This window comes from Arthrobacter sp. AL05 (assembly GCF_029960715.1).
In the GTDB taxonomy this organism is placed as follows: domain Bacteria; phylum Actinomycetota; class Actinomycetes; order Actinomycetales; family Micrococcaceae; genus Arthrobacter.
On sequence record NZ_JASBRC010000001.1, the window covers coordinates 60,318 to 85,253 of the forward strand.

At 67.2% G+C, this 24,936-nt stretch carries 24 protein-coding genes; 7 read left to right on the forward strand and 17 right to left on the reverse strand.

Translation table 11 applies throughout. The features are described from left to right. The first annotated feature begins 5 nt into the window (after window positions 1–5). Entirely contained in the window at window positions 6–899 is an 894-nt protein-coding gene (locus QK287_RS00275) for a DUF1206 domain-containing protein (RefSeq protein ID WP_282358559.1), read from the forward strand. Window positions 900–944: 45 nt separating this feature from the next. Here the strand turns inward: QK287_RS00275 and QK287_RS00280 are convergent, their stop codons facing one another. The 14 genes from QK287_RS00280 to QK287_RS00345 all read right to left on the reverse strand — a co-directional run bounded on the left by QK287_RS00280 (window position 945) and on the right by QK287_RS00345 (window position 15,678). Beyond that, window positions 945–1,934, reverse strand: a complete 990-nt coding sequence (locus QK287_RS00280; protein WP_226775691.1) for a DNA topoisomerase IB — start codon at window positions 1,932–1,934, stop codon at window positions 945–947. 97 nt (window positions 1,935–2,031) lie between these two features. Next, window positions 2,032–3,498, reverse strand: a complete 1,467-nt coding sequence (locus QK287_RS00285) for an FAD-dependent oxidoreductase (protein WP_282358560.1) — start codon at window positions 3,496–3,498, stop codon at window positions 2,032–2,034. 110 nt (window positions 3,499–3,608) lie between these two features. Continuing rightward, entirely contained in the window at window positions 3,609–4,865 is a 1,257-nt protein-coding gene (gene cobA / locus QK287_RS00290; protein ID WP_282358561.1) for a uroporphyrinogen-III C-methyltransferase, read from the reverse strand. A gap of 132 nt (window positions 4,866–4,997) precedes the next feature. Beyond that, window positions 4,998–5,294: an antibiotic biosynthesis monooxygenase gene (locus QK287_RS00295; RefSeq protein WP_226775694.1), complete on the reverse strand. Its 297-nt coding sequence runs from the start codon at window positions 5,292–5,294 to the stop codon at window positions 4,998–5,000. A gap of 42 nt (window positions 5,295–5,336) precedes the next feature. Continuing rightward, window positions 5,337–5,816 (reverse strand): SRPBCC family protein, encoded by a 480-nt coding sequence (locus QK287_RS00300; RefSeq protein ID WP_282358562.1) that lies wholly within the window; start codon window positions 5,814–5,816, stop codon window positions 5,337–5,339. 82 nt (window positions 5,817–5,898) lie between these two features. Then, window positions 5,899–6,834 (reverse strand): ABC transporter permease, encoded by a 936-nt coding sequence (locus QK287_RS00305; protein ID WP_282358563.1) that lies wholly within the window; start codon window positions 6,832–6,834, stop codon window positions 5,899–5,901. After that, window positions 6,824–7,549: an ABC transporter ATP-binding protein gene (locus QK287_RS00310; RefSeq protein WP_226775697.1), complete on the reverse strand. Its 726-nt coding sequence runs from the start codon at window positions 7,547–7,549 to the stop codon at window positions 6,824–6,826. Before QK287_RS00310 ends, QK287_RS00305 begins: the two co-directional genes overlap by 11 nt. A 9-nt stretch (window positions 7,550–7,558) precedes the next feature. After that, entirely contained in the window at window positions 7,559–8,791 is a 1,233-nt protein-coding gene (locus QK287_RS00315; protein ID WP_282358565.1) for an ABC transporter substrate-binding protein, read from the reverse strand. Window positions 8,792–8,923: 132 nt separating this feature from the next. Further along, the gene (locus QK287_RS00320; protein ID WP_282358566.1) at window positions 8,924–9,685 is read right to left on the reverse strand and encodes a PIG-L family deacetylase; all 762 of its coding nucleotides are present in this window, start codon (window positions 9,683–9,685) and stop codon (window positions 8,924–8,926) included. Window positions 9,686–9,791: 106 nt separating this feature from the next. Then, on the reverse strand, window positions 9,792–11,228 hold the full coding sequence (locus QK287_RS00325; RefSeq protein WP_282358568.1) for a GTP-binding protein: 1,437 nt from the start codon (window positions 11,226–11,228) through the stop codon (window positions 9,792–9,794). Next, window positions 11,228–12,310, reverse strand: coding sequence for a sulfate adenylyltransferase subunit CysD (cysD, locus tag QK287_RS00330; protein ID WP_282358570.1), 1,083 nt, complete (start codon window positions 12,308–12,310; stop codon window positions 11,228–11,230). The genes QK287_RS00325 and cysD overlap by 1 nt, the downstream gene beginning before the upstream one ends. Continuing rightward, window positions 12,307–13,020 carry a phosphoadenylyl-sulfate reductase gene (locus tag QK287_RS00335; protein WP_282358571.1) on the reverse strand — a complete coding sequence of 238 codons (714 nt, stop codon included), beginning with the start codon at window positions 13,018–13,020 and terminating at the stop codon, window positions 12,307–12,309. Before QK287_RS00335 ends, cysD begins: the two co-directional genes overlap by 4 nt. Beyond that, window positions 13,017–14,765 carry a nitrite/sulfite reductase gene (locus QK287_RS00340; RefSeq protein WP_282358572.1) on the reverse strand — a complete coding sequence of 583 codons (1,749 nt, stop codon included), beginning with the start codon at window positions 14,763–14,765 and terminating at the stop codon, window positions 13,017–13,019. The genes QK287_RS00335 and QK287_RS00340 overlap by 4 nt, the downstream gene beginning before the upstream one ends. A 178-nt stretch (window positions 14,766–14,943) precedes the next feature. Further along, a complete protein-coding gene (locus QK287_RS00345; protein WP_282358574.1) occupies window positions 14,944–15,678 on the reverse strand; it encodes a CbiX/SirB N-terminal domain-containing protein in 735 nt (244 codons plus the stop codon). 62 nt (window positions 15,679–15,740) lie between these two features. Here QK287_RS00345 and QK287_RS00350 point away from each other — a divergent pair, with 62 nt between their 5' ends. Beyond that, complete coding sequence (locus tag QK287_RS00350; protein ID WP_282358575.1) at window positions 15,741–16,412, forward strand: trimeric intracellular cation channel family protein; 672 nt, start codon at window positions 15,741–15,743, stop codon at window positions 16,410–16,412. 14 nt (window positions 16,413–16,426) lie between these two features. After that, entirely contained in the window at window positions 16,427–16,855 is a 429-nt protein-coding gene (locus QK287_RS00355) for a hypothetical protein (RefSeq protein ID WP_282358576.1), read from the forward strand. 359 nt (window positions 16,856–17,214) lie between these two features. On the opposite strand, the gene QK287_RS00360 is transcribed toward QK287_RS00355, so the two are convergent. The 3 genes from QK287_RS00360 to QK287_RS00370 are packed head-to-tail and all read right to left on the reverse strand — an operon-like array spanning window position 17,215 to window position 20,465. After that, window positions 17,215–18,315: a polyprenyl synthetase family protein gene (locus tag QK287_RS00360; RefSeq protein ID WP_226775705.1), complete on the reverse strand. Its 1,101-nt coding sequence runs from the start codon at window positions 18,313–18,315 to the stop codon at window positions 17,215–17,217. Further along, window positions 18,312–19,667, reverse strand: a complete 1,356-nt coding sequence (locus QK287_RS00365) for a geranylgeranyl reductase family protein (RefSeq protein WP_282358578.1) — start codon at window positions 19,665–19,667, stop codon at window positions 18,312–18,314. Before QK287_RS00365 ends, QK287_RS00360 begins: the two co-directional genes overlap by 4 nt. Before the next feature lie 12 nt (window positions 19,668–19,679). Continuing rightward, window positions 19,680–20,465 carry a demethylmenaquinone methyltransferase gene (locus QK287_RS00370; protein WP_226775708.1) on the reverse strand — a complete coding sequence of 262 codons (786 nt, stop codon included), beginning with the start codon at window positions 20,463–20,465 and terminating at the stop codon, window positions 19,680–19,682. 87 nt (window positions 20,466–20,552) lie between these two features. Between QK287_RS00370 and QK287_RS00375 the strand changes: the two genes are divergently transcribed. The 4 genes from QK287_RS00375 (at window position 20,553) to QK287_RS00390 (ending at window position 24,846) form a co-directional block, all read left to right on the forward strand. Further along, window positions 20,553–21,875: an isochorismate synthase gene (locus tag QK287_RS00375; protein ID WP_282358581.1), complete on the forward strand. Its 1,323-nt coding sequence runs from the start codon at window positions 20,553–20,555 to the stop codon at window positions 21,873–21,875. 234 nt (window positions 21,876–22,109) lie between these two features. Next, a complete protein-coding gene (locus QK287_RS00380) occupies window positions 22,110–23,063 on the forward strand; it encodes an ABC transporter substrate-binding protein (protein ID WP_282358582.1) in 954 nt (317 codons plus the stop codon). A 71-nt stretch (window positions 23,064–23,134) separates the two neighbouring features. Further along, a complete protein-coding gene (locus QK287_RS00385) occupies window positions 23,135–24,073 on the forward strand; it encodes an amino acid ABC transporter permease (RefSeq protein ID WP_226775734.1) in 939 nt (312 codons plus the stop codon). Then, window positions 24,070–24,846 carry an amino acid ABC transporter ATP-binding protein gene (locus QK287_RS00390; protein ID WP_282358583.1) on the forward strand — a complete coding sequence of 259 codons (777 nt, stop codon included), beginning with the start codon at window positions 24,070–24,072 and terminating at the stop codon, window positions 24,844–24,846. Before QK287_RS00385 ends, QK287_RS00390 begins: the two co-directional genes overlap by 4 nt. The last annotated feature ends 90 nt before the right edge of the window (window positions 24,847–24,936 follow it).

The following is a 24,936-nucleotide window of genomic DNA, read 5'->3' on the forward strand; positions in this document are numbered from 1 at the left end:
GCGGCATGGAATCACCAGGGCCCCGGGACCGGCCCTCCCCTGCCGGCGAGGACCCTGACGAATCCGTGGCGTATGCCGCCGACGCCGCCGACGCGTCAGATGCCGCAGATGCCGCGGAGGATGCCTCCAACAGTGCGGCCCTCGACGTCGTCGCCCGTTCCGGTTTTGCCGTGATGGCACTGCTGCACATTATTATCGGCGCGATTGCCGCGGCCCTGGCCCTGGGTTCCCCCGGCCAGGCGGAGCCCACCGGGGCGATTGAACAGCTCGCGGCCAACCCCTGGGGGCCGGCGGTTATGTGGGCGGGGTTCGTCGCGTGCGCCGGACTCGCCCTGTGGCAGCTGAGTGAGGCCACGCTGCGGGCCCGGCACCTCCCGCGCCGGGCCCGGGTTGGCAAGTTCGTTTCCTCCGGCTTCCTCAGCATCGCCTACGCCAGCGTGGGACTCAGCTTCGCCGGCTTCGCGCTGGGCAACGGGGGCGATTCCGGCGATTCGACCCGGGATTTGAGCGTCGCACTGGTGCACGGGCCGTTCGGTGTGCCAGCGCTCATCGGTCTGGGCCTGACCGTGAGCGGGATCGGGGTGTACTTCATCGCCAAAGGCGCGGGGAAGAAGTTCAAGGCGGAGTTAGGCCATTTTGAGGGAACGCGCAGGGGCCATCTGATCAGCGGCTTGGGCGTTGCCGGACACATCGCCAAGGGAGTGGCGCTGATCCTGACGGGCCTGCTGTTTGTGATCGCCGCGGCCACCAATGATCCGGCCTCCGCAACCGGGCTGGACGGCAGCCTCAAAGCCCTGCTGGAGCATCAGTTCGGCCCGGTACTCTTGCTGGCCATCGGTGCCGGGTTCATCGCCTACGGGGTGTTTGCGCTGCTCCGGGCGCGCTTCGGACGGATGTAGCTCCCGCAGCGCACGGCGTCAGCGCCAGCGCCGCAGCGCACGGCGTCAGCGCAGCGCGACGACGTCGCCCTCGCGGTACAACAGGGCCCGGACCTCGGACTCGGCGGAGTCCGGCCGCTTCGGGTCGATCGTCTCCCCCGCGGCAAAGTGGTCCAGCAGCCGGGGATCTACGTAGCTTTTCCGGGCGATCGACGGAGTGTTACCGAGGACATCCGATGCATCCACCATGGCCCGGCTCACCGCGCGCTTCCGGGCTGAAACCTTTGGCTGCGGACCGCTCCGCGCCAGGCTGGCGGCGGCAGCCACCGTTCCGCGCAGGGTCCGGAAGTCTTTGGCGGTGAAGTCCTGGCCGGTGCGTTCCTTGACGTACTGGTTAATCTCGGCGCTTGACACGGGATGCCAGCTCCGTCCGTCCCGGTACGCCAGCAGGCGGGCCTTGCCGCCGCGGCGCTTGAGCTGGCGAACGACGGCGGCAAGGTCGGCGTCGTTGATCCGCGATTCCCAGGCCTGGCCGCTCTTGGCGGGGAAACTGAGCCGCAGTTCGTCCTTGCTCACGCGGACGTGGGCGCAGAGCAGCGTGGCGAGGCCGTGGCTGCCGTTCTCGTTGGTATACCGCTCCGAGCCAACCCGCAGCGAGCCGCTGTCCAGCATCCTGAAGGCGGCCGCCAGCACCCGCTCCCGGGCGAGGCCCTCGGAGCGCAGGTCCAAGGTAACGAGCCGGCGAGCGGCCGGTAGGGTTTCCGCGAGCTGCAGCGCCCGGTCAAACTTCAGCCGGTCTTTTTTCTCCCGCCAGCTTGGGTGATAGATGTACTGGCGCCGGCCGACCGCGTCCAGCCCGGTGGCCTGGATGTGCCCGTTGTCGTACGGGGCTATCCACACGTCCGTCCAGGCCGGCGGGATGCCGATGCTTGCCAGCCGATCGCGCACCTGCCCGGCAGCCAGGGTGGAGCCGTCCAGGTCCTTGTAGCTGAAGCCGGTCCCGGACGCGAGACGCCGGTAACCGCGCCCGGACGCGTTGCTGCGACGGAGCCTCATCGGCGGGCCGCTGGCGTGAGTTGCTCATCCATGACGGTAAGCCTACTGACTACACGTCGAAAATTCCCCTCCAGGACAATGCGGGGCCAGCTGGCGGTCAGACTTCCGCGGCCACCCCGTCGCGGGAAATCCGGACCATGGCCGCACGCGGGACCACCTTGATGCGTTCGCGGGCGACCTCGACGCCGTGCGAGCCGCCGTCGGCGGTCGCCTTTTCGCCCAGGGACCGCTCGTGCGCGTCGAGCGCCAGCCAGCCTTCCCAGCCGGTGTATTGCACGCCCCGGTTCTGCAGCAGTTCGACGACGGCGTCCGGCGCGGGTGCTGCGGCCGGCGGCAGCTTTTCGAGGTCCGCCAGCAGATGCGTCACGGTTTCGAGGGCGTCGCCCTTGGTGTGCCCGATCAACCCGACCGGGCCGCGCTTGATCCAGCCCGTGGCGTAGATGCCCGGCATCCGGGCGCCGGACGCATCCAGGACCCTGCCGCCGTCGTTCGGCACAACACCCTTGCCGTGGTCGAAGCCGACCTCGTTCAGGGCCGAACCGAAGTAGCCGATGGCGCGGTAGACGGCCTGGACCGGGTAGTCGATGATCTCACCGGTGCCGCGGGCGTTGCCGGTACCGTCCAGCGCGGTGCGTTCGAATCTGATCCCGGCGACACGGCCCGGGGCGTCCGCGTCGTCATACACTTCCACCGGGCTGTGCAGGAAATGCAGGTGCAGGCGGCGGGAGGATGTGAGTTCGCTCAGGTCCTCCGGCTGCCCGGCGATCCAGTTGGTGAGCGTTCCCACCATGGTCTTGGTCTGGTTGTTGCTTTGGATCTGGCGGTCTGATTCGGCGTCGAACTCGAAGTCCTCGGCGTAGAGGATGATGTCGACGTCCCTGGAGTGGGAGAGTTCGCGCAGCTCCAGCGGGGTGAACTTCACCTGGGCCGGCCCGCGGCGGCCGAAGACATGGACGTCGGTGACCGGGGAGGCTTTCAGCCCGGCGTAGACATTGTCCGGGATTTCGGAGCTGAGGAGGTCGTCGGCGTGCTTGGAGAGCATCCGGGCCACGTCCAGGGCCACGTTGCCGTTGCCGATCACGGCAACTTCACTGGCTTGGAGCGGCCACTCCCGGGGGACGTCCGGGTGGCCGTCGTACCAGGAGACGAAGTCGGCGCCGCCGTAGGAGCCCTCCAGCTCGATCCCCGGAATGTTCAGGTCCGCGTCCTTGATGGCGCCGGTGGCGAATATGACGGCGTCGTAATGACTCTGCAGGTCCGCCAGGGACAGGTCAGTGCCGTAGTCCACGTTGCCGAAAAAGCGGATGTCGCCGCGGTCCAGGACCTTGTGCAGGGCGTTGACGATGCCCTTGATGCGCGGGTGGTCCGGTGCCACGCCGTAGCGGATCAGCCCATAGGGTGCCGGGTAGCGGTCGAAGAGGTCGATGCTCACCGTAAGCCCACCGCTCTTGACCGCCTCGCTTTTGGTGAGGATGTCCGCGGCGTACACACCGGCGGGTCCGGAGCCGACAATGGCGATGCGCAGCGGGCGAGCGGCAGTTCCTGCAGGGCTGTTCGTTGACACGGCTGTGTTCCTTTTTTCTGTCACGGCCCAACTGACTCGCAGTTCAGGTCGTTTTGCGGGCTCATAACGACCTCAACTGCGAGTCAGTTGGGTGAGGCTACGGGTCGGGGCTACTTGGTCAGGACGCGGGGGGCGTTCGGGGCGGTGGTGCTGTAGTCCGCGGTCTTAAAGTGCGACGGCGCAAACGGGCTGACGCGGACCACGTCACCGATCACGATCACGGCGGGGTTCGCAACGCCTGCGGCCTCCGCCTGGTCCGCGATGGTCCCGAGCGTTCCGATGGTCACCCGCTGGTTGGGCAGGTATCCATTCTCTACGATGCCAACAGGTGTCCCCGGAGGCAAACCGCCGCGTGCCAGGGAAGCCGCTGACTCGCGCAACTGGCCCACGCCCATGAGCAGGATCACTGTGTGGTCGGCACGGGCCGGGACTTCGGCGAGTTCCTCGTGGCCGGTCACCACACTGAAGCCCTTGGCCAGCCCGCGGTGCGTGACCGGGATGCCGGCGGCGGCCGGAACCGAGATGGCCGAGGTGACGCCGGAAACCACCTCAACCTCGACGCCGTGCTGCCGGCAGAACTGTGCCTCCTCGCCGCCGCGGCCCAGGACGTAGGGATCGCCGCCTTTGAGCCGGACCACCCGGTGCCCGGCCAGGGCTTCATCCACCAGGATCCGGTTGATGTTGGACTGCGGGACAGGGTGGTGGCCGGGGGACTTGCCGACCTCGATCACCCGAACGTCGGGGGCCAGTTCGGCCAGGAGTTCGCGCGGGCCCAGCCGGTCCGCGACAACAACGTCGGCCTGGCCCAGGAGCCGCCGGCCGCGGACGGTGATAAGTCCGGAGTCGCCGGGGCCGCCGCCCACGAGGGCCACGGAGCCCGGAGTTTCCCGCCGGCGGCGCAGCGGCAGGTCCCCGGTTTCGAGGGCGGTGGCGACGGCGTCACGCAGTGCCATGGCGCGGCGCGGGTCTCCCCCTGCGTTCACAGCGATCTTCACGTCGTCCACCACCGCGACGGCGGGCGTCCACGCGGCCGAGGCTTCGTGGTTGGAGGCGTTGACGCACCAGATGTGCTGCGCCTCGGCGTCGGCCGCTACCTGCGCGTCAACGGTGGCATCCCCGGTGGCGGTCTGGACGAACCAGACGGCGTCGACGTCGGTGCTGCGGTACGCCCGCGGAGCCCAGTCGAGGAGCCCGGCGTCGGACAGCTCTGTCAGGGCCGGGCAGGCCACGGGGGCAACGGCAGTGACCCGGGCACCGGCGTCGAGCAGTCCCTTGGCGCGGCGCGCGGCGACCGGGCCACCGCCGACCACCAGCACGGGGCGGCCGAGGAGGCGCAGCGCCGTGGGGTAAATGTCCTGAATTGCCATGCATCGACGATAGGGCGGCGTTCCAGGGTGGAACAACGGTGCGGAAACACCAGTTCATCCGGGGTAACGAGGCGTAACCTGGGGCTTCGCTGCGGTCCGGGTCATCCAGTAGCCGTCAGGGCAGCCATGGATCTACTTAACTGCGATGAGCTCGATCAGTTTGATGTCGGGGTCCTTGGCCAGCAGCTCGGGCCCGTGTTCGCCAAGGGCCGCGGGGATGGCTCCGTTGAGGTGGGCCTGCCGGTCCTCCTCGGTGTCGAACGTGTCGAAAATGCCGAAGCTGTTCTCGTTGACCCGGAAGGCATACCAGGTCCGCGTGCCGGGCTCGGCCAGAACTATCTCGCGGCCCCCGTTGAGGAAGTCCCAGACGTCGCGTTCCTTCCCCGGCTTGGCTTCGACCAGTGCCAGCACTCCGTATTTTGGCGCCACGGCTGTCTCCTTGGAATTGGGCTGGAAGGGCCGCATACCGGCCTATAGCCGCGAGTGTAGGCCGGTCCCGGGGTCCGGACAAGGCGTCGCGAGGAGGATCCCGCGAGCCGCAATAAGGCGTTGCAGATAGCGGCGCAGGATAAGCCGCTCGACAAGCCAGCCCAGCGGTCCAAAGGGTGCCGAGAATTCAATCCGATCCGTCATAACGGCCCCAGCATCGTTTGACGCGAATTCGTGGACGTGGCGGAACGCCTTGAAGGGCCCCTCTACTTGCTCATCCACGAACCACGTCGGGTAGTCGAAGCTTGTCACGCGGCTGGTCATGGTCAGGGGAACGCCGAAGTGCCGTGCCCGCCAGGTCACTTCCCCGCCCGCGCCGATGAGCCCCTCGGTGACCCCGGCAACGGCCCGCTCGCCCGAAGAAGCCATCGTGTCCACGTGCACGTCGATGCTGCGCGCCCGGTCGAACAACTGTTCCTTGGGCAGGACTGATTCGGTGCGGCAGACGAAACTCACGGTCATGCCGTCAGTCTGCCAGATGCCAGCCCGACGGCGGAGCAGCCGCCGGCGCACCCACCAGACAACAGCAACGCGGGGTGCCGGCCTAGCGGGTACTGCCCGTGAGGAGTCCGCGGCGGCGGAGCAGCCGTTTTTCGATCGGGCCGAACACCAGCAGTTCGATCAGGATGCCGACGGCGAGGATCAGCAGGATCGCGGACATCACCATGGTCATCTCCGACAACACACGGCCCTGGTCCAGGAGTGAGCCAAGGCCAAAGCCGATGCTGCCTCCGACGGCGATGATCTCCGCGGCCATCAGCGAGCGCCAGGAGAAGGCCCAGCCTTGCTTGAGACCGCCCAGGTACCCGGGCAGTGCTGCCGGGAGGATGATCTGCAGGGCCAGTTGGACCCGGGACGCGCCCAGCACTTTTCCGACACTGCGGTACAGCGGCGGAATCTGGTCCACACCCGAAATCAGCCCGTTGATGATCGAGGGGATCGCGCCCATAAACACCACAAAGAAGACGGTGGCGTCGGTGAGGCCGAACCAGATGATGGCGGCGGGCACCCAGGCCACCGACGGCAGCACCTGCAGCCCGGAGATCAAGGGGCCGAACGCGCGCCGCAGCGGGGCGACCTGGGCCAGCAGCAGACCGACCGGGGTCGCGATGGCCACGCTGATCAGGAATCCTATGAGCCCGCGCTGCAGCGAGGTCCAGAGCGCTTCCTGCAGCTTGCCCTCTGCCCAGAGCCGGCCGAACTGGGCCATCACGTCCAGCGGGCCGGGCACCAGGTCCTGCCGCTTAAAGCCCATCAACACGTACAGCTGCCAGACAAGGATCAAGGCCACAATCGCGGCCAGCGGAAGCAGGATCCGGCTCCAGTCGACGCCCGCCCGGCGCACGGCATCGGACTGCAATGAGTCCAGGCCAGCCTCAAGCTCCCGAAGTTCGGCCGGGCCGGTGGAGGAGCGGGTCAGGGCCGCGGTGACGTGGCGGGTGTCCCCCGGCTCAGCCAGGGACGATTGTTTACTTGGCATGGCGGCGGATCTCCTCGCGGAGCCGGGCGGTGATTTCGCCGGTGAGCTGGCCGGCGAGCCCGGCGTCGGTGCGCTGCTCTTCGCTGACTTGCCACTCCCGCACCACGCGGCCGGGCCGGGAGGAGAGCAGCAGCACGCGCTGGCCCAGCCGGACGGCTTCGCGGACGTTGTGGGTGACAAAAATGATGGTGCGGCCGGTTTCCTTCCATATCCGCTCCAGCTCATCGTGCAGCAGGTCGCGGGTGATCGCGTCCAGGGCTGCAAAAGGTTCGTCCATCAGGAGCAGCTGCCGGTCCTGGGCGAGCGAGCGGGCCAGGGCCACCCGCTGCCGCATGCCGCCGGAGAGCTCGTGCGGGCGTTTGTCCCCCGAGCCGGCCAGGTGCACCAGGTCCAGGAGGTCGTCGGCTTTGATCCGGCGCGCGGCTTTCCCGACGCCGCGCAGCTTCAGTGCCAGCTCGATGTTTTCCCGGGCCGTGAGCCAGGGGAAGAGTGCCGCGTCCTGAAACATCAACGCGGCGCCGTCGCTCGGCACCTCCAGGGCGCCCGACGTCGGGGCCTCCAGTCCCGCCATAATGTTCAGCAGGGTGGACTTGCCGCAGCCGGAGGCACCGAGCAGGGCGACGAATTCGCCCTGCCCGATGCTGGCGTTGACGTCATCCAGCACCGGGGCGCTGTCGCCGAAGCGCTTGCCCAGGTGTTCGAGTACGACTGGCATGGTCAGGTCCTATCTTGTTGGGGCGGAGCCGGTGCCGGGAACCGGCTGGTCCCTGCCCAATCCGGGTGCGGAGATCTTCGTCCCCGTGGCATCCCCGCCCAGGACCCTGTTCAGGGCAGTGAGCTCGAAGATGCCGCTGATGTCGGCCTGGGTGGTGGTTCCGGCCGCAACCCCGTCCTGGAGCAGCTTTTTGTAGGTTCCGGCGAGCGGGTCGACAGTGAAGACGATGTTCGTGAGCGACCGGTCAATCACATCGGCGGGCAGGGCGGCGCCGGCGGAGTCCTTGAGCGCGGCGTTGAGGACCGCGGCCTTCTCCGCGGCGGGGGCGGCGTTGAGCCAGTCCACGGATTCGACGTGGCCCTTCAGCAGGGCCGTGACGGTGCCGGGGTGCTCGGCGGCAAACTTCTTGTTGACGATCAGGACGGTGGTGGGGAACTCGCCGGGCTTCCCTGACAGTGCCCCGTCCCAGAGTTCCTTTTCGTCAACGAGGACTTTCGCGCCGGCTTGGAGCACCAGGCGGGAAGCCCAGGGCTCCGGCAGCCACGCGCCGTCGAGCTTGCCGTCCTGGAACAGCTTGAACGTCTGCGCGTTCTCGGTGGGGTTGATCGCGACGTCGCCGCTGCCGTCGGTGTTGGTCCGGTAGCCCTGCGTGCCCAGCCAGGCGCGCAGGGCCACGTCCTGAGTGCCGCCGAGCTGCGGCGTCGCGAGCTTCTTGCCGGCCAGGTCCGCAGCCGAGGTGATTTCGGGTTTGACCACCAGCTGGGCTCCACCGGATGCGGCACCGGCGATGATGCTGATCGATTCGCCTTTGCTCTTGACGTAGGAGTTGATGGCCGGGTTGGGGCCGATGTAGGTGGCGTCAAGGGCGCCGGCGTTGAGGGCCTCGATCGCGGCCGGGCCGGCGTTGAACACCTGGGTGCTGAGCTTGGTCCCGCCGAGGTTTTTGGCAATGAAGCCCTTGTTGACGCCTACGAGGGCCGGGGCGTGGGTGATGTTGCCGAAGTAACCGAGCCGCAGTTCTGCGGCGGGGGTGTCGGAAACCGCCGCTGCGGGGGCGGCTTCAGTGTTGCGGGACGCCGTCGAAGCCACGGCAGCACCTGCCCCGATCAGCAGCACGAGGCCGGCAGCCAGGCTGATCTCCAGCGTGCGCTTGCGCCTGGGCATAGCAGCTTCACCGGCGACGATCCGGGTGGTTCCGGGACTCTTCCCGGTGGCGTAGGAGATCCGATCCGTAGGTGTCATTGGTTCACCATAGGGACCGCCCGGGACAGGGTTCAACGGTCCGGAAACCCGGGGTCATGCGGGTTCATGCGGCGTCACATGTGAGCGAGGCTCCCGCTGCGGCCGGAGAAGACGGCCGGACCGGTGGGACCGTCAGAGTGCCGCGAAGATGTCGGCCAGCAGCGGCGCGCCGGACTGGCGGGGTGGCCAGGCGAGCACGTACGACTCCCGGCCCAGGACCCGCAACTGCTGTTCACGGGTGAGCGTGTCAGCCATGATGACGTGCCGCTGGGTCCGGTGCTCCCGCAGGCCGGCAAGGACGTTGCCTGCCACGGCGCGCGTATCGACTTCCACGCCGATGGTCTCGTCCGGCACCGGGCGCAAGTGGTAAACGCGCTCCCGGTCCCACGGCTCCAGGCCGTGCTTGAGGCGTGCCATGTTCCAGCGCAGGAACGTAGATTCGCGCATCGCGCCGTGGAGCAGCCGTTCCATCCCGGCGCCACCTTCGCTGCGGACCTGGTGAAAGGCGGTGTCGGCGGCCCGCCCGGTGGCAATGTGATCGGGGTGTCCAGTGATGCCATCCGGGCCAAAGGTACACACCACCCGCGGCCGCTCCTCCCGCAAGATCCGCGCGACCCTTCCCGCGAGCTCCGCCAACGGCACAGCCGCCACCCCGCCGTCCGGGTAGCCAAGCCAGTTATGCCGGTCCGGGGGCCGGCCGTGGGCCTGCCACGCGGCGTCGTCCTCCCGGCGCCGGAATTCGCCCAATCCCCCGGCTGGAACCTCGACGCCGGGCGCGATCTCCCCGGCGCCGCCGTCGGTGGCGTGAATCAGGATGAACCGGAACTCCGGATTCCGGGCATACAAGGCCACGGTGCCGGCCAGTCCATACGCGTCGTCATCGGGGTGCGCCATAACAGCTGGTCAGCGGCGAATTCGCCGGAAACCTGCGGGGTCGCCGGAAGTTTGCGGCGACCCCGCAGGTTTCCGGCGACCTGGCAGGCAGTCGGCGGAGCAGCCCTCAGATCGAGTAGCGTTCGTCCTCGTGGTCGCCGGGGTGGTCCTTGACGAGGCCGGCGGCGAGGGTGTTGCCGTCCTGCGGATCGATTACCAGGAACGCGCCGGTGCGGCGGTGGTTCCCGTAGTTCTCCAACGGCAGCGGAGCGGAGAGCCGCAGCTGGACGTGGCCGATGTCGTTTAGGTCAAGGGTGGTGGTGGGCTCCAGCTGGAAGTCGGCGAGGTCCAGTTTTCCGGTCACGTTGCGCACCAGTGCCTGGACGGTGCGGGTGCCGTGTTTGACCAGCACCTTGGCTCCCTCGCGGAGCGGCTTCGGCGACAGCCAGCACAGCGCGGCATAGAGGTCAGCCGAAGCTTGCGGTATTTTGCCACCGCCAGGCCCCGCCGCCGCAATCGTGTCGCCGCGGGCGACGTCGAACTCGTCGGCGAGCCGCAGCGCGACGGACTGCGGGGCCACAGCCTCCCTCAGTACCTGCCCGGCGAAGTCAATGCCAGCCACGGTGGTGGTGCGCGTTGCCTGCCCCGGAGTCAGGACGCTGACCCGGTCCCCCAGCTTCACCGAGCCTTCGGTGATCTGCCCGGCGTAGGCACGGTAATCCCGGTACGCAGCGGGATCAAGACCACCGGCGACGGCGTCGGGAGCGAGTGCGCCCTGCGGCCGGATGACCAGTTGGACCGGGAAACGGAAGCTTTCCAGGTGGCTTTCGATTTCGTCGGCGGCGGGCAGGGTCTCCAGGACTTCCAGCAGCGCCGGGCCGAAGTACCAAGGCGTGCGCTCGGAGCGGTCCACAACGTTGTCCCCGTCGAGCGCGGAGACCGGGATGACGATGAGGTCAGCGATGCCATCGGAACCGAGCCCCAGCTCCCGGCCCACCCGCTGCACGTCCGCTTCGAGTTCGCGGAACACGGCCTCGCTGAAGTCCACCAGGTCGATTTTGTTCACGGCGACGATCACGTGCGCCACCCGGAGCAGCTGCAGCACGGACATATGCCGGCGGGTCTGCTCCAGGACACCCTTGCGGGCATCAATGAGCACAACAACGGCGTCCGCAGTGGACGCGCCGGTCACCGTGTTTTTGGTGTACTGCACGTGGCCGGGGCAGTCCGCGAGGATAAAGCTGCGGCGGTCCGTGGCGAAGTACCGGTAGGCGACGTCGATGGTGATGCCCTGCTCCCGCTCGGCGCGCAGGCCGTCGGTCAGCAGCGCCAGGTCAATGGCCTGAGTGCCGGTGGCGCCTGCCCCGCCGAACCCGCGGTCCGCGGAGGTGCGGGCAACGGCGTCGAGCTGATCGGCGAGGATCGCCTTCGAGTCATGCAGCAGCCGGCCCACCAGGGTGGATTTGCCGTCATCGACCGAGCCGGCAGTGGCGAAGCGGAACAGCGTGGCGGGCAGCGCCGCGGATGCCAGGTCCAGGCCCGGGATAAGAGTTTCCGTGCTCATTAGAAATAGCCATCCTTCTTGCGGTCTTCCATGGCGGCCTCGGAAATGCGGTCATCGGCCCGGGTGGCGCCACGTTCGGTGATGGTGGAAGCGGCAACTTCGATGACAACGTCGCGCACGGTGGCGGCAGCCGATTCAACGGCGCCGGTGCAGGACATATCGCCGACGGTCCGGTAGCGCACGGTCTTGGTGATGACCTCTTCGTCGTCGCGGGGCCCGGAGACCTCGCCGACCGCACGCCACATGCCGTCGCGGGCAAAAACTTCGCGGCGGTGGGCGTAATACAGGCCCGGCAGCTCAATGTCTTCCCGCTCGATGTAGCGCCAGATGTCCAGCTCCGTCCAGTTGCTGATCGGAAAGGCCCGGACGTGCTGGCCCACGGTGTGCCGGCCGTTGTACAGGTTCCACAGCTCGGGCCGTTGGTTGCGCGGATCCCACTGGCCGAACTCGTCGCGCAGGCTCAGGATTCGTTCCTTGGCCCGGGCCTTGTCCTCGTCCCGGCGGCCGCCGCCGAAGACGGCGTCGAATTTGTTGCGCTGGATCGCGGCCAGCAACGGCACAGTCTGCAGCGGATTGCGGGTGCCGTCGGCACGCTCGGCCAGCTCGCCGGAATCGATGAACTCCTGGACGGAGCCGACGACAAGCTTGAGGCCCAGCCGCTGCACGGTCCGGTCGCGGAACTCGATAACCTCGGGGAAGTTGTGCCCGGTGTCTACGTGCAGCACGGGGAACGGCACTTTCCCGGGCCAGAACGCTTTGGTGGCCAGGTGCAGCATCACCACGGAATCCTTGCCGCCGGAGAACAGCAGTGCCGGCTTCTCAAACTCGGCAACAACCTCGCGGATGATGTGGATCGCCTCGGACTCCAATGTGTCCAAAGACGACAGGCGGGCCGACAGCAGAGCTGCAGAACTCAGGTCACCCGGCGGCAGAGCCGGAGCAGCAGATGCCGCCCCGGGAGTGGCATCGGGCCTGTCGGAGCGGGACGCGATGCTGCTTGCAGCATCGCCGTCCCGCGCAGGGGCGGGGGCGGCATCTGCTGTGGAGGCGTAGCCGGCCACGAAAGTCTCAACATTGCTCATACGTGTAGTCCGCATTCTGTCTTGTCGGTTCCTGCCCAGCGTCCGGCGCGGGGGTCATCACCCGGCGCCACTTTGCGGGTGCAGGGCTGGCAGCCAATGGACGGGTAGCCCTGCGACAGCAAGGGGTTGACGGGCAGGAGACTGTCGTCGGAAAACTGGACCAATTGGTCGAAGCTCCAGGCGGCGACCGGGTTGACCTTGACCAGGCCGTTGGTTTCGTCCCAGCTGACCAGCGGGGTGTTGGTGCGGGTGGGGGCTTCGTCGCGGCGGACGCCGGTGAACCAGAGTTCGTAACCGGCGAGGGTACGGCGCAGCGGCGCGACTTTGCGCAGCGCACAGCACTGGGCGGGGTCGCGGGCGAAGAGGTCCTTGCCCAGGAGCCGGTCCTGCTGCTCCACGGTGTTCTCCGGCAGCACGTCGACGACGTTAACGCGCAGGTTCGCTGCCACCTCGTTGCGCGTCGCGTAGGTTTCCGGGAAGTGGTACCCGGTCTCCAGGAAGAGGACGTCGACGCCGGGAAGCTGGTCTGAGACGAGCGCGGGGAGGACGGCGTCGGCCATGGAGCAGGCGACGGCGACGGCGGGCAGCTCGAAGTGCCGCGCCGCCCAGGCAATAACCTCCCGCGCCGCGGCGTCCCAGCCGAGCTCGGCGGCACCGGACTCGGCGAGGATCCTAAGCTCCTCGTGGCTGCGCAGCGGTTGGGGGCTCACTGCAGATCACCCTCCTCGGCGGCGAAAGCCCACTCGGCGAACGTCTGGCCCTCGGAGTGGTCGGCCACGAACTTCCGGACCACACGCTCCACGTAATAGGGCAGGTCCCCGGCGGTGACCTTGAGGCCGCGGACGGTGCGTCCCAGGCCCGCTTCCTCGCGGTCGAGGGAAGCCAGCCCGCCGCCAAGATGGACCTGGAAACCCGGGGTGGGGTCGCCGTCGGGTGTGGGAAGCATCATGCCCTTAAGGCCGATGTCGGCCGTCTGGATCCGGGCGCAGGAGTTGGGGCAGCCGTTGATGTGCAGCGACAGTGCCTGCGGGAGCTGCCGGGACTCAACGAGGTCGGCGAGGCGGCGTTCCAGCTCGGCGACGGCGGTGGCCGCGGTTACCTTGGTTTCGACGATGGCGAGCTTGCAGTATTCGATGCCGGTGCAGGCGATGGTGCCGCGGCGGAACACGGAGGGCCTGGCGGAGAGGCCCAAGGCGTCCAGTTCCGCGACGAGCGGTTCCACCTGGTCCTTGGCCACGTCGAGGACCACGAGCTTCTGGTGCGGTGTGGTGCGCAGCCGCCGCGAGCCGCGGGCTTCCAGGGTGTCAGCGAGCGTGACCAGCTGGCTGCCGGAGAGCCGGCCGGCCAGCGGGGTGGCGCCGATGAAGAACCTGCCGTCCTTCTGTTCGTGCACGCCGATGTGGTCCCCCGGGCTGGACGGCTTGGGCGCGGCGGGGCCGTCGTCGAGTTGGTAGCCGAGGTATTCCTCCTCGAGGACCTGGCGGAACTTCACCGGCCCCCAGTCGGCCAGCAGGAACTTCAGCCGCGCCTTGGTGCGCATCCGCCGGTAGCCGTAGTCGCGGAAGATGCTGGTGACGCCGAGCCAGACGTCGGCCGCCTGATCCGGGCGGACGAACGCGCCCAGCCGCTTGCCCAGCATGGGGTTGGTGGAGAGCGCTCCGCCCACCCAAAGGTCGTAGCCGATCCCGAGCTCCGGGTGGACCAGGCCCACAAGTGCGACGTCGTTGATTTCGTGGACCACGTCCTGGCTGGGGTGGCCGGTGATGGCGGTCTTGAATTTGCGCGGCAGGTTGGCAAGTTCCGGGTCGCCGATGAAGCGCTCGGCGAGCTCGTGGATCAGCGGCGTCGGGTCGATGATCTCGTCCTTGGCGATGCCGGCGACCGGTGAGCCGAGGATAACGCGGGGAACGTCTCCGCAGGCTTCGGTGGTGGACAGGCCCACCGATTCGAGCCGGCGCCAGATCTCCGGGACGTCCTCGACCCGGATCCAGTGCAGCTGGATGTTCTGCCGGTCGGTGAGGTCGGCCGAGCCGCGCGCAAAGTCGACGGAGATCTGGCCGATGACACGGAGCTGTCCGGTGCTCAGCGCGCCGCCGTCGATCCGCACGCGCAGCATAAAGTACTTGTCTTCGAGCTCGTGCGGCTCAAGGGTGGCGGTCTTGCCGCCGTCGATCCCGGGCTTGCGCTGGGTGTAGAGGCCCCACCAGCGGAAGCGTCCGTGCAGGTCGGTGCCGTCGATCGAATCGAAGCCGTGTTTGGCGTAGACGGACTCGATGCGCTCGCGGACGTTCAGGCCGCTGTCTTCCTGCTTCCAGGTTTCGTTGGCGTTCAGCGGCGCGGTGCCGTCGACTTTCCACTGCCCGTGCGGCTTTGCGGCGGGGCGGGAGGTGGGGCGCTTGGTGCGGCTTGGGTCAGCCTGGTCCGGGGACGCTCCGGCTAGAGCTGTATCAGTCATGGATCGACTGTAGGGCGGCCCGTAATGACGTCACAAAGGCTCAGAAACGCGGGGTCACCTTGGGCAACAAATCGTCACGAAGCATCGGCGAGCCTTGAAGTGGCACTGCAGCTGTGTATGTCCGGGGCAGAATTCCGGCGCCCTCCCGGGCCATTGCGACGGCGCTGGCGGAGCCGGTTCAGGTGCCTGCCGCGAGGGCGGCATCGTAGCGTTCCAAGGCAATTTCCGCGAGCACCGGTGACGGCAAAAGTGCTGCCGTGACCAGGTCAGCGCCGGCCTTGGCAAGCTGGTCGTGGAAGAATCCCGGGGCCAGCAGGTACGCGGCGATGACCACGCGGCCACCCAGGTCCACTGCTCCGGCGGACTCCCCCGCGCCTGCTCCGCCTGCAGCTTCCGCACGGAGCATGGCCACAGCCTCAGGCACTGACGGCTTCGCGGCCGAGCCGTACGCGGCCACGATCCGGTTCGAACGCAGGGTGCGGAGCTGGCCCGCGAGTTCCTCGACGTTCTGCGCCGCGGTGGGGTCGGAGGAACCCGCTGCTGCGAGGACCACGGCGTCGTTGTCGGTGACGCCGGCTTCCCGCAGCCGCCGGTCCAGCAGGGCTGCGAGGCGGTGATCGGGTCCCAGCGGAGCGGCGGCGCGGGTGCCGGCGCGGTCCTTCGCCGCCCGGGCGATGTCGACCTTGACGTGGTACCCGACGCTTAGCAGCAGCGGAACAACGACGGCGGTCGCCCCGGCCGGCAGGCCCGCGACGACGGCCGGCAGATCGGGGTTCTGGACATCGACATAGGCCTCGCGGACGTCGAGCCCCGGGCGCAGCGCGGCTATCCCGTCCCGGAGGGCGTTGACTTCGGCGGCGCCCGCGGTGCTGGAGGTGCCGTGGGCGCAGGCGATCAGGATGGGGCTATTCATAGCCGTTAGCGTAACCTTGGAGCCGCCCTATCCGCCCTCACGAGACTCGACCGGGACCCTCCATGACTCTTTCCTTCAGCCTTGTCCTGGTCTGGCTGGACCTCGCCGGTGTCTTTTTCTTCGCGGTCTCCGGCTCCCTGCTCGCGGCCCGCAAGCAGTTCGACATCATCGGTTCCCTGCTGCTGGCCTCCGTGGTGAGCCTGGGCGGCGGCGTCATCCGTGACATCATCATCAACGCCGGACCGCCCGCCGCATTCACCAACCCGGCATACCTGGTGCCACCGTTGCTCGCCGCCGTGCTGGTGTACTTCCTGTTCTCCAGCGTCCAGCGTTTCACCTCGCTACTGGTCCTCTTTGATGCCGGCGGACTGGCGCTGTTCTGCATTACCGGCACCCTCAAGGCCTTGTCAGCCGGGATGCACCCCGTTGCGGCGCTGCTCCTAGGGGTCACGACGGCGGTGGGCGGCGGCCTGCTCCGGGACATCACGGCCAATGTGGTTCCACAGCTGTTCGACCCCAAGGATCTTTATGCGCTGCCTGCTTTTGCGGGCGCAACCCTGACCATGGTCCTCTCCGTCACCGGCACCTTTAACGCGGCAACCGGCGGAGCCGTGGCAGCCGTCGTCTTCGCCTTCCGGGTCACGGCCTGGCGGCGGCAGTGGCACGTCCCGCTGGCGGTCCGCGGGTGGCACCGGCTCGGCCTGGACACAGCGGATGGCGGGGCCAAGGATTAGCTAGGATAAGAACCATGACTGACATGTTCCTCGAGAAGTTCCGCGCGCTTGTTCCGAAGTATCTCGAAGACGAATGGCAGGAAGAGGATGGCCTCCCGGCCGATGAGGTGGATGCGGCCCTCGCCGAGCACCAGTTCCAGGTTCCGCTGGTCCTTCGGGAGTTCTACCTCGCCGTCGGCGGCTGCGAGGACATCATGGAGGCGTACCACTATTTCTGGGACCCCGAAGAGCTCGAAGTTGACGACGAAGGCTTCCTGATGTTCCTTGAGGACGAGGAGGAACAGTTCACCTGGGGTTTCCGGGTCGGCGACCTCAGCGTTCCGGACCCGATCGTGTACCGCCGCAACAACGCCCGCGGCCAGTGGAAGAGCGAGGAAGGCACTTTCTCCGAGTGCGTCTTTGACATGTTCGAGTGGGCTTTCAACGACGAGGACGAGGACTAGGCGGCACCGGTTCCGGTCCAGCCGCCAATTCTCCCCAGCTTTGGCAGGACTTTCCGGCGTGCCGCACTTGCCCCCGCGGTCCAGCTTGAAGGGGGGAACCTCGGCCCGGACAAGCCCTCAACATCTCGTGACAAACGATTTACAGGCACGCTAGACAGCATGACATTTTTGTCATAAGCTCGTTTCTGGGTTCACTAAATGCCTCCGGTGAATCTGATGCGAACGGAGAAATGGCCCCGGCTCGGCACAACGGTTGTCCTAAAACGTTGTGAGGAACCGGGGCCATTCCGTTTAATCCGGGGCAGCCCGGGTGCGGCTGCCGGCAGCCAGGATCAGCAGGCAGCAGGCCGTAGGCACGATCAGCTGGCGCGGTCCACCACGGCCAGCGCAAAGCTGGCCAGCGAGCTCTTCACCACACCCTCGGGCAGCGGCGCCAGGGCCGCAATCGCCTCGTCGGCCCAGGCACGTGCTACCACCCAGGATTCCGCCGTCACGGCGTGTTCCCGGAGGCCGGCGACCGCCGCCGCGAGGGACTCATCGGAGCTGAGGTCGCCGTCGATGAGCTCCAGGAGCTCGACGGCGGACTGGTCGCCGCTCGCGGCCGCCTTCCGCAGCAGGAGGACGGGAAGCGTCGGCACACCCTCGCGCAGGTCGGTGCCCGGGGACTTGCCGGACTTGACCTTGACGCCGGTGACGTCAATGACGTCGTCGGCAAGCTGGAAGGCCACACCCACTTTCTCGCCGTACTCAACCAGCATCGGCTCGTAGGCTTCATCGGCTCCGGAGAAGATCGCGCCCAGCTGTCCGGAAGCGGCCACCAGCGAGCCGGTTTTGTCCGCGATGACCGAGAGATAGTGCTCCACGGCGTCCTCGTCCGGGCGCGGGCCAACGGTTTCGTGAAGCTGGCCCAGGCAGAGCCGCTCAAAGGTACGGGCCTGGATGCCGAGCGCCCTGGATCCAAGTTCGGAGACCAGGATGGACGCGCGGGCAAAGATCAGGTCGCCGGTCAGCACGGCGACGGAGTTGCCCCAGACCTCATGCGCGGTGGGGGCCCCGCGGCGGAACGGCGCGGAGTCCATCACATCGTCGTGGTAGAGCGTCGCCAGATGGGTCAGCTCAACGACGACGGCGGCCTGCACCACAGCCGGCCGGGAGGCGTCACCCAGGTGTGCGCACAACAAGGTCAGCAGCGGACGGATCCGTTTGCCGCCGGCTTCCACGAGGTGGCGCGACGTTGCATCGGCCAGCGGATCAGAGTTGGCAATGGCTTCACGCAGCTTCTTCTCCACCCGGGCCAGGTTGGTGGTGATCGCGGGGCCGAGGTCGGCGTCCCCGGCAATCGCGGCAAAGCCTGCCGGCAGCTGCAAACCGGTGGCGATCGCGGTGGTGTTGAGGTCGGGTTCCGAGCTCGGCAGGCCGTGCCCGGCGTGCGTCCAGCTTTGGTCTGCAGAGTTGATCACGGGTTAACCCTAACTTTTGTTGCGGAATCCGCGGAGTTGGCGCTGGAATGCGATGACGCGTCAGCGCCGGAATGGCCTTGGTTGGACGTTGCCGGAACCAGCGATTCCAAGACCCGGATGGCACGGTCCTCGAAACCCTTGGCCGCGGGATCGGTCAGGTTGGCCAGCAAACGCACCACAAAACGCATCAGGACAGGGATGGGCATGCCCGTCCGCAGTGCCAGTTTCATCACAGCCGGCTTGCCGATCAGGGCAGCAAAGGCCCTGCCCAGGGTGAAGTGCGAACCCCACTGGTCCCGCACGTAATCCGCATACCGTGCGAGGTGCGCGTCGGCGTCTGTCCCGCCGGCTGATGCGGAGCGGGCGGCGGCGTCGATGATGAACTCGGCAGCGAAACGGGCGGACTCCATGGCATAGGAAATGCCCTCCCCGTTGAACGGGGAGACCACACCGCCGGCGTCGCCGAGCAGGAGCAGCCCCGGCGAGTAGTGCGGGGTGCGGTTGAAGCCCATCGGCAGGGCAGCGCCGCGGATCTCGCCCACTTGGTTCTCGGGGGTGAATCCCCACTCCGCGGGCATGCCCGCGGTCCATTCGCGCAGCACCTGTTTGTAGTCCAGTCTGCCGAATTCCTTGGACGAGTTCAGGATGCCGAGGCCAACGTTGGAGGTGCCGTCGCCGACGCCGAACACCCAGCCGTAGCCGGGCAGCAGCTTTCCGTCGCGCCCCGGAAGCTCCAGCCAGCCTTCCATCCAGTCGTCGTTGTGCCGCGGGCTGGTGAAGTAGGTTCGGACGGCGACGCCGAGCGGCCGGTCATCGCGCTTCCGGATGCCCAGGGACACGGCGGTGCGGCTGGAGTTGCCGTCCGCGGCGAGGACGACGTCGGCGCTGAAGTCACGGGTTTCGCCGGTCTTGCGCCCGGCATCGTCCAGCAGCGCGGCCCGGACCCCGGTGACGCGGCCGTCGTCGGAGCGCAGCGCCTCGGTGACACTGTGCCGTTCCAGCACAACGGCGCCCGCGGACTGGGCGTGCCGGGCCAGTTCCTCATCGAAGCCTAGGCGGGTCCGGATCAGCCCGTACTGCGGGAAATCGGAGACCTCGGGCCAGGGAAGTTCGATGCTGCGCCCGCCGGCAAGCAGGCGCAGGCCCTTGTTGCGGCGCCAGCCCTCCGCTTCGGGGTGCGGCAGGCCAAGCTTCTGGATCTCGCGGACGGCCCGGGGGGTGAGCCCGTCGCCGCAGACCTTTTCGCGGGGGAAACTGGTCTTCTCCAGGACCGTGACGTCGATGCCGGCTTGGGCCAGGTAGTAGGCGGCGGTGGACCCGGCCGGACCGGCTCCGACGATCAGTACTTTCACGGCAGCGGCGAACTAACGCGCGGGCCGGGTGTTGCGGCGCAGCTTCGCCACGGGTCCGGTGTGGTTTGCCAGTGCTGCGGCGCCCGCGCCGGGACCTGTTTCAGGGCCGGGCTTAACGGCCCGGTGCACGGCGACGATGCCGCCGCTGAGGTTGCGGTAAGTGACGTTGTCCCAGCCGGCCTCCTGCAGCCACGCGGCCAGGTGGTCCTGGTCCGGCCAGGCGCGGATGGACTCGGCGAGGTAGACGTAGGCATCCGGGTTGGAGGAAACCTTGACGGCGATCGCGGGAAGTGCGCGCATCAGGTATTCGGTGTACATGGTGCGCCACAGCGGGACAACAGGCTGGGAGAACTCGGCGATGACCAGCTTGCCGCCCGGCTTGGTGACGCGGAGCATCTCGGCCAAGGCCTTTTTCGGCTCGTTGACGTTACGCAGACCAAAGGAGATGGTGCTGGCATCAAAGGTGTTGTCCGCGAAGGGCAGGCGCGTGGCGTCACCGGCAATGAAGTCGATGTCCGGGCGCCGGCGCTTGCCGACCCTCAGCATGCCGAGCGAGAAGTCGCAGGCGATCACGTCGATGCCGGAGTCGGCATACGGTTCGCTGGAGGTGCCCGTGCCGGCTGCGAGATCAAGCACCCGGTGGCCCGCCTTCACACCCATGGCCTCGACGACAATCTTGCGCCAACGCCGGGTCTGCCCCATCGACAGGACATCGTTAACGACGTCGTATTTGGGCGCGACGTCGTCAAACATTGTGGCTACTTCGTCCGGACGCTTATCCAAGGATGCTCGGTTCACTCTGACATTGTCTCAAATGTTCGGCACACCCACTAACCACGCCCTGAACAGGGCCCCCGGCGGAGGCGGGAGTAGTGTTGTCTCACTATGACGAGCACGTTCCGAACCTTGACAGTCCCCCTCGATGCAGCATCATTCCCCGGGGGCGTACCGTCGCTGATGGTCCGGGATGACCTGCTCTGCTGGACGCGGCGCGAAGCCGGACTCGTTGGTTTCGGCGAGGTGGCCCGGTTTACCGCCACGGGCCCGGAGCGATTCCTCGAGGCGGACATCTGGTGGCGCCACCTGGTCATCGAGGCCGAAATCGAGGACCGGGTGGAATGGCCCGGCACCGGTCCCGTCGCTTTCGGCTCCTTCGCTTTCTCCAAAACCTCCGCGCACGCCTCACGGCTGATTGTGCCCGAAATCGTTGTGGGACTGCGCGACGGCAAGGCCTGGCTGACGCAGTTGACGTTCGACGACGCCGACCTCACCGAGGCCGGCGCACGCGCCGCGCTGGAGCGCTGGCTCGGTGCGCCCGTCGTCGTGCCGGCAACAGCTGCCGGAGCAGACGCCGCGCCGGTTGAGGCGACGCTGAGCACCGGATCGCTGAGCGAGGCCGAATGGATGACGGCCGTGGCGGCCGGTGTGGCGGAGATCCGCACCGGAGCGCTGGAGAAGCTTGTGCTGGCCCGCGACATTGTCGCCACCGTTCCTGCCGGTGTGAGTGCCGCCGAGATCCTGCGCCAACTCGCCGTCCGGTACCGCGAATGCTGGACCTACGGTGTGGACGGACTGGTGGGTGCCACCCCGGAGATGCTGATCCAGGTGGAGGGCCGCACCGCGCAGGCCCGCGTCCTGGCCGGCACCCTGGACCGCCGCGACGCCGACGGGATGGCCGGCTCGCCGCTGGAGTTCGCCGAGCGGGTGCTGGCCGGATCCGAGAAACAGCGGCACGAACACGACATCGCCATCCAGTCGCTCACCACCCAGCTGGCCCCCTTCTCCGAGGCCATGAACGCGCACAGCGAACCGTTTATCCTGGAACTGCCGAACGTCTGGCACCTGGCCTCGGATGTGAAAGCGGAGCTGGCCGAGGTGGAGGGCCATGTGCCCACCAGCCTCGCCCTGATCAATGCGCTGCACCCGACGGCGGCGGTCTGCGGCACGCCGACAACCGTGGCCGGCGCCCTGATCCGCAAACTTGAGCACCTGGACCGCGGTCCTTATGCCGGGCCGGTCGGCTGGCTCGATGCGGCCGGCAACGGCGAATGGGGCATCGCGCTGCGCGGCGCCGTCATTGAGTCCCCGGCGACGGTCCGGCTCTATGCCGGCTGTGGGATTGTAGAGGGCTCCGTTCCGGACATGGAGCTCGCCGAAACCTGGGCGAAGTTCCGTCCCATGCTGGAGTCGCTCGGCATCGGCAGCTAGACGCCGCGCGGCGACTCTGCACAGCGACCGGCGCGCAGCGACCGGGCGACGGCGGCGTTCCGGTCGGCAAAAATCCGGGATTACAGACAGATCTGGCGTTGGGAATCTTGCTTTTGGGTCTCGTTTAGTTATCCAATAGTGAAACTTAGTTTCCTGTGATGCACATCTCATGTTCGGCGTTACACTATAACCCGGCCTCTTTACGTACCCCTCCAGCAACAAAAAGGTAATCAAATGCAGATCTCCCGTTCACTCCTGAGCAACCCCGCACTGAAGGCCGCCACGGTCCTCGCGGTGAGCGCATTGGCCTTGACGGCCTGCACCAATGCCTCCGAGACCGGCACCACCGGCGGGCCGTCCGCGTCCGGCAGTGCCAAGGAAAGCTTCGACCCCACCACTGTCAAAAAGGACGACGCCCTGGCGGCCATGGTCCCTGAGGCGATCAAGTCCAAGGGCACACTGACCGTGGGCTCGGACACCACCTACGCCCCCGCGGAATTCCTCGGCAACGACGGCCAGACCGCGGTAGGTTACGACGTCGACATTGCCAAGGCAATCGGCGCCACCCTGGGCCTGAAGGTCCAGGTCCAGACGTCCGAATTCACCGGCATCCTCCCGGCCCTCGGCCCGAAGTACGACCTCGGCATCTCCTCCTTCACGATCAACCCGGAGCGACTCGGCGCTGTCAACATGGTCAGCTACTTCAACGCCGGTACCGCTTGGGCCGTGCAGAAGGGCAACCCGAAGAAAGTCTCGCTGGATGATCTTTGCGGCAAGTCCGTCGGCGTGCAGACCGGTACCGTCCAGGAAGATCCGGACCTGTCGGACCGTAACAAAAAGTGCGCAGCGGACGGCAAGCAGCCCATCAACGTCGTGACGCTGAAGAACCAGACGGACATCACCACACGGCTGGTCAACGGCAGCGTCGATGCGATGGCAGCCGATTCGCCGATCACTGGCTACGCCGTCACCCAGACCAACGGCCAGATCGAAAAGATCGGTGACGTCTATGACGCCGCGCCGCAGGGGATCGCAGTGGCCAAGTCGGACATGGCCCTGGCCGAGGTCATCCAGAAGACCGTCGCCCAGCTCATCGAGAACGGCTCGTACAAGAAGATCCTCGAAGGCTGGGGCAACGCCGAAGGCGCCATCACCAAGTCAGAGGTCAACCCGGCGGCCGGCTCGTGAGTCTTCCCGCAACCGGCCACACCCCAGGCGCGCAGCTGGGCAGTAGGCACGAAGATCTCGACGCCCCGGTAATACTGAACCATCCGGTGCCCGTTCGGCATCCGGGCCGCTGGATCAGCGCCATCATCATCCTCGCCGTCCTCGCCCTGTTCCTGCAGAGCCTGGTCACCAACAGCAACTTCCGCTGGGATATCGTAGGGACCTACATCCTGGATATCAAGGTAGTGCAGGGCATCGGCTGGACGCTGGTGCTCACAGTGGCCTCCATGGTCCTGGCGATCATCCTTGCCATCCTGCTGGCCTTTATGCGCCAGTCGGAGAACCCGGTCTTCCGCTGGTCCAGCTGGGCCTGGGTCTGGTTCTTCCGGGGCACTCCGGTCTACACCCAATTGGTCTTCTGGGGCCTGATCTCCGTCCTGTATCCCAAGATCACCGCCGGCATCCCGTTCGGACCCGAGTGGTTCAGCGTGGACACCAGCACTGTCATCACTGTCACTGTCGCGGCCATCCTGGGCCTGGGCCTGAACGAGTCAGCCTACCTGGCGGAAATCTTCCGGGCCGGCCTCAAGTCAGTGGACCGCGGCCAGGCGGAAGCCGCTGAGGCCCTGGGCATGGGCAAGACCAAGATCATGTGGCGGATCATCCTGCCGCAGGCCATGCGGGTGATTGTGCCACCCACCGGCAATGAAACGATCGGCATGCTTAAGACGACCTCTCTCGTCCTGGCCGTGCCGTTCACCCTGGACCTGACATTTGCCACGAATACCCTGGCCAACCGGACCTATCTTCCGGTGCCGCTGCTGATTGTGGCGGCTATCTGGTACCTGGTGATCACCAGCCTGCTGATGGTTGGCCAGCACTTCATCGAGGCCTACTACGGCAAGGGCGTGGACAACCTTGCCCCGGCCGCCATCAACCCGGCGGCAGCAAAGGCCGCCGGAGCCGGTGCGCCAAGCGGCGCGGCCAAGCCGGCCTTGAAGAAGGACATTCCCGAGGAGGAGGCAAAATGACGACGGCCACCAAGGAACCGCTGGTGCGGATCGAAGGCCTCCATAAGTTCTACGGCCAGCACCACGTGCTGCGCGGCATTGACCTGGAGGTGAACCAAGGCGAGGTGTCAGTGGTCATCGGCCCGTCCGGTTCCGGCAAATCCACCATGCTGAGGTGCGTGAACCTGCTGGAGACCATCAGCGCGGGCCGTATCTCCGTGGGTGGGAACCTGATCGGCTACCGCGAAGTCAACGGCCGGCTCCACGACCTCAAAACCAAGCAGATCGCGGCCCAGCGCCGCGAGATCGGCATGGTGTTCCAGCGCTTCAACCTGTTCCCGCACAAAACCGCCCTCTACAACGTCATGGAGGCGCCGGTCCAGGTCAAGGGCCAGTCCCGGGATTCCGCGCGAAAGCGGGCGATGGAACTGCTGGATCGCGTGGGCCTTGCGGACCATTCGGGCCACTATCCGTCCCAGCTCTCGGGCGGCCAGCAGCAGCGGGTGGCAATCGCCCGGGCCCTGGCGATGGACCCCCAGCTGATGCTGTTCGATGAGCCCACGTCCGCGTTGGACCCCGAGCTCGTGGGCGACGTGCTGGAGGTCATGAAGGACCTTGCCAAGTCAGGCATAACAATGATCGTGGTGACTCACGAAATCGGCTTCGCCCGCGAAGTCGGCGACCGCTTGACGTTTATGGACGCCGGTGTTGTGGTGGAAACGGGAGACCCCCGCGAGATCCTCGCCAACCCGCAGCACCCGCGCACCAAGGAGTTCCTCAGCCGGGTCCTCTAGGCGGCCCGTCCGGGATTTCGCCCCACGTTGCGCAAAAGTCCCGTCGCTACCGGAATTGGGAAGCGACGGGACTTTTCCGCGTCGTAAGGC